Here is a 13,009-nt window from a genome sequence, read left to right as displayed (position 1 = left end):
TTCTATGGATGAGTTGTGGTGACTTTATTCTACCAGGAAAAGGTCTTCCTTTTTCATTGTTTTATTCATTTACACAAAATATTTTACACTCTCTTTAGGTCCTAATGGTTTTAAAATTTATTTCTATAAATCTAGCATACTATAAATATAGCAATTTAAACGAGTCTTGAGCAAATTTGTTACATAGAGTGTATGTTAAAGGGGATACAAGATATGATAGAGAGTAATTTGTTATATGAAAAAAAGGTATTGGAATAACAAGTTATTTAAGTGAAACAAGCCGTAAATTTGGTAAGCATTCGGGATAATTTGCGGATATACAATAACAGAAGTATTTCAGATGCTGAATGAGAAGATAAATAAAGAGGTTGAGGAAGTTTAAGGTATTTCTTTTATGGATATACCTTTTATACCAATAATGGAATGAATCACTGTAATCGAATAGAAAACTTTAAATAAGCGATAAGATTGAGGTGTATTGAATGGATGGAACAAAACGTGCAGATATTCAAATTGGAGCAACGGTGATGGTAGTACAAAAACAGGATCAAAGATCAGGAAAATTAACAGAAGGTAAGGTTAAAAAAATCCTGACTAATTCAGCCGTTCATCATCGTGGTATTAAAGTGATGTTAGAGAACGGGGTCGTTGGACGTGTGCATCAAATTGATGAGAACAAAAAGGGTTAGGATTTAAAAGATATAAAAATCAATATTTTCTGGTATAGAACTACAGATAATTTTAAATAATGTCGAAGTGCCAGGCACTTCGACAAATACAATCCATCAATCAAAATTCAATTTATAATCTTCCGACTTAATCATTTTTAACTTTCGGGAAAAAACATAGATTAAAATTAAGTTTAAGAGAACCGGAATAATAAAGAAGATGCTGATCATAATAGAGATATTTTTCGTTGTCCATCCATCATGGGTTAGATTTATATAATTTAATGGGCCAACGAGACCTGATAATCCGAAGCCTGCGCTATAAGGTGTTCCTTGAACATTTAATAACCCGGCTAATCCCCCAAGAACAGCTGCCGTGATAAACATTGGAATCGCAATTTTCGGTTTCATAAAAAAGTTTCTCATTTGAATTTTAGGAGAGCCTAATAGATGCGCCAAGGCTGTGCCAAGTGAATTGGCTTTATAACTCGCTATGGCTAGACCAACACCTGCTGCCACAATTCCAAGATTTGCTGCTCCTGAACCAACACCTGAAAGTGAGATAACTGTTGCTACGCCCACGGTTGAGAGTGGTGATAGAATTAGAAGGCAGAAAACAATCGAAATTATCATTCCCATGACAACCGGTTGCAAGGTTGTGATATGTGCTATACCGATACCAATGAGTCCAGTTGAAGTTTTGACATAGGGAAGAGTGATAAACCCAATCATGCCTGGAACTAAAATACTTAAAGCTGGCAGTAAAAGAATCGAATAAGCTTTTAATCGATCGCCACACAATTTAACAAATAAGACAGTTAGCGCAGCTGTAAAACCTATGTTTATCACAATACCGATTCCATTCAAAGCAAAGAGTCCTTCAGCTGTTTTTTGAATAGACCCTCCGCCAACCATAGACGCTATTCCTACGCATGCCGTCTGGATGGAAGTTAACTTAAATGTCATTCCTACCATGACACCAATCAAAACCGGAAGTAAACTCATAATAATGACCGTGATATCTAATAAATGTTGTAAAGCAGGAAAATGTGGAATCAAAAGTTTCAATATTTCCCCTAATAAAGCGTTTGGTATTAATGCCACGACAATTCCAATACTCATACCATTTAATAACTTGCTGAAAAAATCTTTCATTCTACTATTCTCCCTATCTCTAACACGTTAAGATTGGAACTAATTATATGGAATAATCAAAAAGGAGTCAATAAAATATTTTTACGCTTTAACGCGTATAAGCATAAAAGTGTTAAAGAGATAAGATGAAGGGATTACAATTTGCAGGAATTAAAAAAAATTTCATTAAATGTGGTAATAATATGAGGAAAAAATATTTAATATGAAGAAAATAAGCTGTGGTTATTAGATATCGAATACATACTTTTACCCGAATATGCTTGTCATTGTAATATAAAAAAACATTTCTAAACAAAAGCAGTCCAAAAAAATAGTAAAAATGAAATATATTACTCCGATTACTTTTCTTACTTTATATGTAAATGAGTTAGGCACATTGACAATAGGTCTTCTCCTATTTTTAGGTACAAATCAAACTAAGATTTGTACCTTATTTTTTATTCTGATTTGCTGTAAAATGAATAAATTAAAAATAAAAGGTCTTCATGAAATCTTTATGTAATATTTGTAATGATATGTTAAACTAAATACAGATTAAAAGGAAAGGGATATCAGGTAGGAAGAAGAATTACTATCAGTTCCAAACGATTATAACTCCTTAGTTAAACTTTAAGAAAGTTGACGACATTATGTTTGCGTAAAACTTACAAACAAGACTTTATAAATTGAAAGTGAATTCCAACAAATGAAATATCGATATATTAATCCATTTTTTACATATATACTTTAGGGAACTTCGTTTATTTGGGTAAGAGGTTATGTGGAGATCGGTTTTTGTCAGGAAAGTGGTGGAAAACCTTATCCATATTAAGCCCTTTTTTATACATAATTTAGAAGGTATAACTTTATTGGATTTTAATACTATAAATCTAATAAACAAGTAAACTGGTTTGTGGAGGTCAAAATTATGAGTAAAAAAAATATCATCATTCTAAGTAGTGTGGTTGTGATTGTTGCACTCATATTTACGGGTGTCTATTATTATAAGGCAACCCATTTCAATCGACATATCACGATTAACAACACAAATGTCGGTGGATTAACGGCCGATCAAGCCTTAAATAAATTAAAAACAACGGTATCTAAAAATGTCGTCTATATTGGAGATAAGCAAATTTACGATGGAAAAGATACGAAAATGGGTTTTACAACTCAAGATCTGTCCGAAGTAAAGAACATATTAAAGGAACAACGGACGTTTTTACCTACTTCAAAAGCAAAAAATTATGAGTTGAGTCCAAGTAAAACGGATCAAAAACAGAGCCAAACAATAAAAAAGAAAGTAGAAGAAAAGCTCAAATCCATGAATAAGGACTTAAAAGCTCCCAAAGATGCTGAAGCCCATTTGGAAGAAGGTAAAATCGTCGTCTCCAAAAGCGTGAACGGGGACCAGTATGACGTCGATCGTTTATTAAAGGATTATCAGAAACAGGCCTACAATAGTGAAATTCATTTGAATCCGATATATAAACAACCGGTTAAAGCGAATAGTCAAACAATAAAACAAGAAAAGAAAATGCTAAAAGAGCTCGTAAATCGGACAGTTGATTATAAATTACAGAACCAACCGTATTCTTTTAAGGGCAGCGAAATAATTAAAAATGCTTCTATTTCAAAAGATATGAAGTATAAGATTGATACGAATGGTATTAAGAAAAAGCTCGATGATCTTAATCGCTCTAAATCGACTTTAAATAAAAACTATACCTTTAAGACCCATTCAGGTAAAGTCATATCGGTAAAAGGGGGATCTTACGGTTGGGCCATCGATCTTGATGCTGAAACAAAACGAATAGAAGAAGCTTTTGAAAAAGGAAATAAATCAATTCTTGCCTATAACATTTACGGAGTTGGCTGGAGCACCAATGGCGTCGGTTATCACACCACATCGAACAATGGGATAGGAGATACCTATGCGGAAGTATCCATCAAAGATCAACGTATTTGGATCTATAAAAATGGGAAATTGCAAGTCACCACCCATGTGGTAACGGGTACACATGTCTACAATGAAGATACGCCAAAGGGTGTTTGGTACATCGAATATAAAGCATCGCCATCCACTCTAACAGGAAGTGAAGTTGGTAATCCAAATTACTCAGTCAAAGTGAACTATTGGGCCCCTTTCACAACAAGTGGCTGTGGTTTCCACGATGCGAAATGGCGAAAAAATTGGTCCAATACAGCCTACATTAAAAATGGATCTGGTGGATGTGTAAACACACCGCCAAATGTTATGAAAAAAGTATACGACAATCTTGAGCAAAACGAGCCGGTGGTTATTTATTAATTCGACGGTGACAGGCACCGAAAAAAGACAAAATACATGAATTTGTTTAATTGACGAGGACAGTATATTCTATACTCTACAATAAGGGCTGCCAGCAAACGGGCAGCCCTTATTTATTATTATCTTACTCATCATTACTATCCCTAAGAAAACATAAAGGTTACACTTCTTTTTTTCATTGAAAATTTCTTGTTCAACCTTTTTAAAAAAATTACAATCCCAATTAAGACATGGAACATATTGTCTCTTAATTGGGATTTTTAGTTTTATCGTTTCTAAAAAAGAATTGACAACCATAATGAACAAGAGTAGATTCGTATTATACTATATTCAAATAATCAGATATATTAATATTGTAAAATGAGGAAGGTATGTTATGCATCAGAAGTTCGGTCTACGTATTGGAAAATATTCTTTTCAAGATTTTCAAAAAGATCTGATTGCAGGTCTTATAGTCGGTGTTATTGCCATTCCTTTGGGGATGGCTTTTGCGATTGCATCTGGTGTTAAGCCAGAACTCGGAATTTATACAACCATTATTGCTGGAATTTGTATTTCATTATTTGGTGGATCTAAATATCAGATTGGCGGTCCAACAGGTGCCTTTATCCCAATATTATTTGGTATTGTAATGACGTATGGATTAGAAAATTTATTAATTGCCGGCTTTTTAGCTGGTGTAATCCTTTGTTTAATGGGCATTTTTAAATTAGGTGCATTAATTAAATTCATTCCTCGACCGGTGACGATTGGTTTTACGACGGGTATAGCTGTTATTATATTTACAGGACAAATCCCTAATTTTCTCGGACTGTCTGGTGTGGAAAAACATGAGTTATTTCTTGATAATATGAGAGAAGTTATAAATCATATACATAGTCTAAATATTTATAGTGTATGTACGGCTATCATTTGCCTATTAACAATATTAATCACACCGAAAGTATTACCCAAAGTACCAGGTCAACTGATAGGTCTTGTTTTTTCAACTTTGATTGCGACTTTTCTCTATCCGAATCATGTTGCAACGATTGGTTCGACTTATGGACAAATCTCAGGTGTATTACCTCATTTTGACATTCTGAATATCACATTAGATCGAGTGACACATCTGATTAAACCTGCTTTTGTGATTGCTATTTTGGGTGCGATTGAGTCTCTATTATCAGCGGTGGTGGCTGATGGAATGACTAAAGATAAACATAATAGTAATAAGGAATTGATCGGACAAGGCATTGCAAATATGGTGACACCGTTATTTGGGGGAATTCCGGCTACTGGAGCCATTGCAAGAACGGCTACAAATATTAAAAATGGTGCTGTATCACCTATTTCAGGCATCATTCATGGTCTTGTTGTTCTCATCGTTTTACTTCTCTTTGCCCCTTATGCCTCAAAAATTCCATTAGCGAGTATGGCACCGATCTTGATGGTTGTCGCTTGGAATATGAGTGCAAGTCGGGTATTTTACAGTGTCCTTTCAACCAAAACAGGTGATTCTCTCGTTTTAGTGGTCACCTTTCTATTAACAGTCTTTCTGAATCTTACCGTGGCAGTAGAATTTGGATTGATTTTGGCGGTTCTTATTTTTACAAAGCGAATGAGTGATATAATGGTAACAGTCAAGATATTGCCTAATCACGACAATGATAAAATGGAATCTCGCATCGTGACAGAAACGCATGATTGCCCACAACTGAGCATTTATAATATTGAAGGTCCATTGTTCTTTGGAGCTGCACAGGCGTTTGAGAAAAGCATTATGAATACGATAAATTACAAGCCAAAGATTTTATTGCTCAGAATGAGTAAAGTCCCTTTCATGGATACAACAGGGGAATCTTACTTTTCGAGTATTGTAAAAGATTTTTCAAAGAGCGGGATTGTACTCGTGTCTGGATTAAATCAACAACCTGCTACTATACTTAAAAAAACAGGTCTATACGAACTAATTGGTGAGCATCACATTTTTGAACATACAAATGATGCGATCAATTATGCATTATCACATGTGGATCAATCGAAATGTTTGGGTTGCAAACATTTTGCTTTTAGAGAATGTCATTCTTATGCAAAATCTAATGAAATGGAAAACAGATCCCCTTACTTATTTAATGAAAGGAGAAAAGCTGAAATTGAATCTTGAGATGCACCAATTTAAAGCAGAATTTTTTAAAGCTTTAGCTCACCCCTTAAGGATAAAAAATTTGGAGATCTTGGCTGAAGGAGATAAAAGTGTCAATGAAATTCAAAGTTTAGTAGGGAGTGAAGGATCTACGGTGTCACAACAACTGACAGTGCTCCGTGGAAAGAATATCGTTTCAGGTACAAAGGATGGAAATCGTGTGATCTACTCTCTACAAGATCCAATGATTATTGAACTTTTAGCCATTTCTCGTCAAATATTTAATAATCATTTAGTCGATACCATCATGTTACTAGATAAAATGAAAGAGACGGAATGAGGTGACAGGTACCGAAAAAAGACAAAATGCAGAAAGTGTCCATTTGTGGAGGATATCAAAATCTCTTTTAAATTTAAAGCATGCTGGAACAGTAAAATTAAATACATTAACGGGTACAAGTCTAAATAAGATTTGTACTCGTTTTTTTATGTGCCTAGCACAGCCTTAGAAAAATTATTTCTCACAAAAAACCTTGTTGTGGATTTCTTCAACTTACTCCAAAAAGTTCATATTAAATGTATAGACAACTATATAAAATTATGTAATAGTTAATATATTGATATTTCGCAATAGAAAGATAATAATTAATTTTTGTATTTATAGGGAGGGGTTAATTGTGCTAGGTTTTCTTCAGAGGATTGGTAAAGCACTTATGCTTCCAATTGCAACATTACCTGCAGCAGCTTTATTGTTGCGATTGGGACAACCAGACTTGTTAAATATTCCATTTATTGCGAGTGCAGGGAATGCTATTTTCGCCAACTTGCCTATCATTTTTGCCATTGGTATTGCTATTGGCTTCGCAAAGGATAATAATGGGGCTGCAGGATTAGCAGGAGCAATTGGTTATTTTGTGTTAAGTGCAGGTGTACAAGCTTTAAATAAAGAAGTGAATTTAGATGCATTAGGGGGTATTGTCACAGGGGTAATTGCCGGTTTATTATATAATCGTTTTCATACCATTAATTACCTGATTGGTTAGCCTTCTTTGGAGGCAGACGTTTTGTGCCTATTATTACTTCAGCAACGATGATTGTACTTGCTTTTATTTTTGGTTTTGTTTGGCCAAGTGTACAACATGCTTTTGCTTTACTCGGTACATGGATGTATGATTTAGGTGCTTTTGGTGCTGCTTTGTATGGTATGCTTAACCGACTATTACTTCCTCTGGGTTTGCATCACGTCATTAATACACTTATTTGGTTTCAATTTGGGGATTACCATGGTGCACATGGTGAAATTACACGATTCTTTAAACATGATCCATCGGCAGGACTGTTCTTATCAGGTTATTTCCCTATCATGATGTTCGGTTTACCGGCGGCATGCTTAGCTATGATTGTAGCGGCTAAACCGCATAAAAGAAAAGCGATCACAGGGATGCTCATAGGTATTGCATTTACCTCTTTCCTTACGGGTGTAACTGAACCTATTGAATATTCATTTATGTTTTTATCACCATTATTATATGGCATACATGCCTTGCTTACGGCGAGCTCAATGGCTGTATCTTATCTATTAGGAATACATGATGGATTCGGTTTTTCTGCTGGAGCTATTGACTATATTCTAAACTTCAGAATCGCTCAAAAACCAATTTTATTAATTGTCCAAGGATTAATTTATGGTGGAATCTATTTTGTCATATTCTATTCGTTGATTAAACGTTTGAATTTAAAAACGCCGGGTCGAGAAGACGATGATGATACGATTGAGAACAATCAAAGAGTATTAGAAACATTAGATTCGGATGATAAATATGCAGTTATTGCAGCACAATTTATACAGGATTTAGGTGGAGTAAGTAATATTACCAGTATCGATAATTGTACAACACGATTAAGATTGACCGTCCAAGATTCTCAACTCGCCGATGATCATATGTTAAAAAAACATGGTGCACATGGTGTTGTTAAACTAAATAAGAAAAATATCCAGGTTATTGTAGGAACTAATGTTGAATTTGTCGCGGATTCTATGAAAAAACAATTAAAGTCACCTTTTGATCTTTCTCAAGTATCAGCAAATCTAGATATTCAGAATAAACCTTCTTTCTTGCCTCCGAAAACTAATTTGGTTAATGTAACCTTTTCTTCTCCTCTTAAAGGAAATTTATTGAACCTAGAAGAGGTACCCGACCAAGTATTTTCACAAAAGATGATGGGAGAAGGATTTGCAATAGACCCTAAGAATGGCATTGTTATTTCACCAATCAATGGCAAAGTGACAAGTGTTTTTCCTACGAAACATGCGATTGGTTTACTAAGTGATGACGGACTTGAAATTCTCATCCACATAGGAATAGATACGGTTAATCTGAAGGGTGAAGGGTTCACAGTATATGTAAAAGAAGGTGAATACATCACCTTAGGGGATATTCTAATAACCTTTGATTTAGAAGGTATTAAAGACAAGGTACCTTCTGTCATCACTCCGATAATTTTTACAAATCTATCGGAAAATAAACATATTACGATAGAACAAAAAGAAGAGGTTGACTTAAAAGAGATCATACAAATCGTGTGATAGATTAATTAAAGTGTCAGGCACCGAAAAAAGACAATATGTGCATATTTGTTCAAATGACAAGGACAGTGGTAAATGAAAAATCTCTTAGAATTTGAAAGCAAGGAACAGTAATTCAATAAAATACATTAGCGTATACAATTCTAAATATAATGTTGCCAATGGTTCGGCACATAAATAGCATCTCAAATGATATAATTTAAAGGCTGGCAGGATAACCCGCCAGCCTTATTAGTTATTAATTAAGAATATCAACATCACTTTTCTTAACAAATGCAATCCGGTGATTATACGTAATTTGATAGTATTCGTCATTTCCATTTACGACATGATAAGTAGATGGTTGATTGAATAGCTTAGCATAGTAATAGTCGGATTTTACTGGGCCAGTACCTATATATTTCTGCCCAGCAGGCATTGTATAAATGATGTTATTGGATACAACTGGATCTCCTATAGTTTGAAAAGCTGTAGCTTCTGGATAGGCAGAGCCATAGACAGGAATTGAACTCATTTCTTTTTTTGGTGTGATGACAAGTCCTTTACCTTTTGTTGTATTCTTACCATTAGGGTTATAGAACCAGGCTTTTTGTCCGCCATAATCTATAGCTGTCCAATCTCCGTCTTGATCAACTTGATAAAAGGTTTGTCCACTCACTGCTTTGTCGCCCCAGTCTTGTATCTCCATTGTCCCAAAACTTGTTGGGTGAAGAATCGGATCATTTAAAAGTGGAGCCTGAAAGCTAGGCTGCGTATAGAGATAAACAAAGTTAGAAGGATGTGGATCTAAAGGTTGATTTTTGTAGGTGAGTGTCGGACGATTGTTGTTAAAATTAGGGTTTATGGTCAAAATTTGTTTATTTTTATGGTTATCAACGGTATTATCCACCGTATTTCCATTTGAATTAAAAGGTGCACCTAAAAGTTCAAAATAGTGTTCCCAATCCCAATAGGCCGCAGGATCCCAATGCATAGCTCGTTGGTGTTTGATATCCAAACCTGGAACATTATCATGACCAAGAATATGCTGTCTATCTAAAGGAATATTGTATTCTTTAGCTAGGTATTTTACAAGTTTAGCAGATTGTTGATACATCGGCTCACTGTACCAGGAAGCTCCTTCAACAGCGTATCCCTCATGCTCAATACCAATCGAATGACTATTGATATACCAATTTCCAGCCTGCCAAGCCACGTCTTTTGGTCTCACCATTTCTGTAATTTGTCCATCTGAAGAACGAATGACATAATGGGCACTGACATAAGAAGGTTGTAGAAATGTATTAATTCCAGCTTCATAAGAACCCTCTATATCATGAATAACAATATAACGAATGTCGAGGCTATCATATGGACGGTTAGCTAAATCATAATTCCCGTAGTCTCCTGGATCAGAAGACAATTGTTTATATAGTGCTGGTATGAATTGACTATTCAAACCTTTTGGCGCATCTACATTTGTCTCTTGAGGTTTCTCAAGATGAAGGGAATTAGCTGTTTTCTTATTAGGCTCAACGTTTACCGAAGTTATTTTTAAATGTTGACCATCTGAATTGCTATTTTCCACTCCTTTTTGAATTGTTGCATAGACTTGATCTGCAAAACCAGTTGCTGTCAATGCATTATCAGATTCACTATACATGACGATTGCTCCATACCAATCTGCGAGTTTATCAGATAATTTGCCAAAAGTTTGTTTCTCATAGTCTGCCAGGAGAGCCGCTCCAGCTCGAATATTCTGTTCCGGATCACTTTTTAATTCATTAGCATCTACACCCAATAATTTTGCTGCTTTATCCAAAGTATGTAGATGTTGATCTGTTGTTTTTATTGTATGTTGACTGCCATCACCTTTTGCCTCTTTAGCTGGTATTTGGTTTACTTGCGTCAAATGCATCACACCATATCCACCAGATGTACTTGGTCGACCATCATGTTGTTCCCATCTCGTTTCATTGTAGGCGACGGACATGAGTATATTTACAGGAACATGAAATTCTTTGGAAGCATGTTCAAACGCCCCTTGTAAATTGTACTCTCTTCCTTCATCCATAGCAGAGACCTTTTTTACTGAGATGTTCATAAGCAATATCAAAGACAAAACCATACCGATTGATGCAAACATTAAATAAATTCTTTTTCCTCTCACAAAACCCCTCCAATTCAACTTGTCGTAATTAATTCATAGAAATTGTTGCTATATTAACAATTATTAGAATTATATTAAAGTTACTCCTAAATTGAAGGGTTGTCCATCCGTCATTTGTAGGTGTCTGACACCGTAAAATGACAAAATATAATTATTTGTCCAATTGACAAGGACAATGTATCTTAATGACCAAATAATGAATTTAAAAAAGTCTCTGTAGGAAATTAGACTTAGGAGAATCGGAGAATATCTAAAAGAGGAATTTTTTAAAAGTCATCAATTCTCCGATACTAATCTAATAAAGGGACAATTACGATTAAACGTTAATAAAGGTAAAAGAGTAAAATCAATAATGACGATCAAGGCAGCCTAGTTTATTAAAATAGTTAGTCTATGTGAGTTTTTAAGTCTGTGATTTACGCCATTATGGATCGTTAAATAACTGAGATTCCGATCGATATTCACTTGGGGTCTTGCCGGTAATCTTCTTAAAACAGGCACTAAAGTAGTATTGATTTGAATAACCTACTTTTTCACTAATTTCTAATATTTTTAAATTTGTTGTTGAAAGATATTCCTGTGACTTTGCGATGCGTATGGACGTGATATATTTTGTGATACTTTGTTTTTTTACTTTTTTGAAGATACTCCCTAAATAGGATGGACTGATGTTAACAACTGATGAGATGGTGTTTAACCCTATGTCATCATACATGTAGTTTTTTTCAATATAATGTACGGCTTGCTCAACAACTTGAATTTGATGGGTATCCATTGATTCTTGTAACTTTTGGCAAGCCATTGAACATAAATTATATAGACTTTCACAAATACGGGTCGTAGATTCAAATTTATCAAAATTAATATAGATTTTTGCGGCTTTATTTTGAAAGGACGGGTCGTCAATTCCAATATCATACAAAAAACGAATTAAACGTGCGAGTAACGTATAAATATAGGCGAAAATCCCATTTTTCTCTAATCCAAGCTTTGACCATTTTTCAGGTAGTGAGACTATAAACTGCTTAAGTTCGAGAAGGTTTTTTTGAGAGACGAGTTTTATTAAAAGTTCTTCATCGTTTGATGTAAAGAAAACAGGTGAAGGGTTTCTTTGTATATCTTTGAAATTAAGTATTTGCTCTTCTTCGAAAACAAACTTATAATCTATGGCATGTTTAGCATTTTGATAAGAGATGGAAGTATCCCAAACAGAATGTATGACGTCTCCAATACCTATCGTTAAGGACAAAGCTGAATGGAGATATCTTTTATTTATATCGAAGAATAGGTTGTTTACACTCTTAATAAAATCAGGTTTACTTGTTTTGTTGCCAATATGAATAATCAAATGATGTCCTTGGTTATTACAAAAATAATGAAATGGCTTAGAAAAGAGTTCATTTATATCTTGAATCAACTTCATCAAAAGAACGTGGTAACGTTCAATGCCAAATGTTCTCATGACTTCTAGAAAATTATTAATTTGTATGACTCCGCATACATATTTTTTAGAAGTTATGTCAATGTTTAAGTACTTGGCTTGATCTTTAAGGAAGAACTGGGCGTAATCAGGACTCGAATGGATGAGGTCATTAAAAAAATTCTGAATAAGTGCTGGTCGGTTTTTGTTAAGTTGTTCTAATATGTCATTTTCGTTTTGTATTTTGATCAAAATCTCTCTAATGACTCTGGATAAATAATCATAATCAATGGGCTTTTCCACATAATCACATATATCCATCCGAATAGCTTCTTTTGCATATTTAAAATCTTCATAAGCACTGATAAAGATAATTTTAATATATGGATGAGTTTTTAAGACGATTTTAGCCATATCAATACCATTCAAAATAGGCATACTGATGTCGGAAATGATCAAATCTGGATCTAGCTCATCTATTGATTGAATGGCTTCTTGTCCATTTGAGAATGTTGCACACACCTCTGAATTTAAAGCCTTCCAATCGATGCTTTTACAAATGCCTTCAATACTTAGTGCATTATCATCGACGATAATAATTTTTTTCATAGGATC

At 34.4% G+C, this 13,009-nt stretch carries 9 protein-coding genes; 6 read left to right on the top strand and 3 right to left on the bottom strand.

What is annotated here, in order from left to right:
• The first annotated feature begins 482 nt into the window (after positions 1-482).
• A complete protein-coding gene (locus FG390_RS13440; RefSeq protein ID WP_141191551.1) occupies positions 483-689 on the top strand; it encodes a YwbE family protein in 207 nt (68 codons plus the stop codon).
• Between the two features lie 96 nt (positions 690-785).
• On the opposite strand, the gene FG390_RS13435 is transcribed toward FG390_RS13440, so the two are convergent.
• On the bottom strand, positions 786-1,823 hold the full coding sequence (locus tag FG390_RS13435; protein ID WP_141191550.1) for a PTS sugar transporter subunit IIC: 1,038 nt from the start codon (positions 1,821-1,823) through the stop codon (positions 786-788).
• Positions 1,824-2,730: 907 nt separating this feature from the next.
• Between FG390_RS13435 and FG390_RS13430 the strand changes: the two genes are divergently transcribed.
• From FG390_RS13430 to FG390_RS16165, 5 genes are all read left to right on the top strand, one after another.
• Positions 2,731-4,113, top strand: a complete 1,383-nt coding sequence (locus FG390_RS13430) for a L,D-transpeptidase family protein (RefSeq protein WP_141191549.1) — start codon at positions 2,731-2,733, stop codon at positions 4,111-4,113.
• A gap of 376 nt (positions 4,114-4,489) precedes the next feature.
• On the top strand, positions 4,490-6,259 hold the full coding sequence (locus tag FG390_RS13425) for a SulP family inorganic anion transporter (RefSeq protein ID WP_141191548.1): 1,770 nt from the start codon (positions 4,490-4,492) through the stop codon (positions 6,257-6,259).
• Positions 6,249-6,578, top strand: coding sequence for an ArsR/SmtB family transcription factor (locus tag FG390_RS13420; RefSeq protein WP_141191547.1), 330 nt, complete (start codon positions 6,249-6,251; stop codon positions 6,576-6,578). Before FG390_RS13425 ends, FG390_RS13420 begins: the two co-directional genes overlap by 11 nt.
• A gap of 337 nt (positions 6,579-6,915) precedes the next feature.
• Positions 6,916-7,281 (top strand): PTS transporter subunit EIIC, encoded by a 366-nt coding sequence (locus FG390_RS16170; RefSeq protein WP_309147214.1) that lies wholly within the window; start codon positions 6,916-6,918, stop codon positions 7,279-7,281.
• 23 nt (positions 7,282-7,304) lie between these two features.
• Positions 7,305-8,825, top strand: coding sequence for a glucose PTS transporter subunit IIA (locus FG390_RS16165; RefSeq protein ID WP_309147213.1), 1,521 nt, complete (start codon positions 7,305-7,307; stop codon positions 8,823-8,825).
• A 238-nt stretch (positions 8,826-9,063) separates the two neighbouring features.
• Here the strand turns inward: FG390_RS16165 and FG390_RS13410 are convergent, their stop codons facing one another.
• Positions 9,064-10,974: an N-acetylmuramoyl-L-alanine amidase gene (locus FG390_RS13410; protein WP_246092826.1), complete on the bottom strand. Its 1,911-nt coding sequence runs from the start codon at positions 10,972-10,974 to the stop codon at positions 9,064-9,066.
• Positions 10,975-11,398: 424 nt separating this feature from the next.
• Positions 11,399-13,003, bottom strand: coding sequence for a response regulator (locus FG390_RS13405; RefSeq protein ID WP_141191546.1), 1,605 nt, complete (start codon positions 13,001-13,003; stop codon positions 11,399-11,401).
• Positions 13,004-13,009: the final 6 nt, after the last annotated feature.

The sequence above is a fragment of the Terrilactibacillus laevilacticus genome, assembly GCF_006517395.1.
GTDB lineage: Bacteria > Bacillota > Bacilli > Bacillales > Sporolactobacillaceae > Terrilactibacillus > Terrilactibacillus laevilacticus.
The sequence above is the reverse complement of the archived record's forward strand: the minus strand, read 5'-3'. Positions and strand labels throughout refer to the sequence as shown.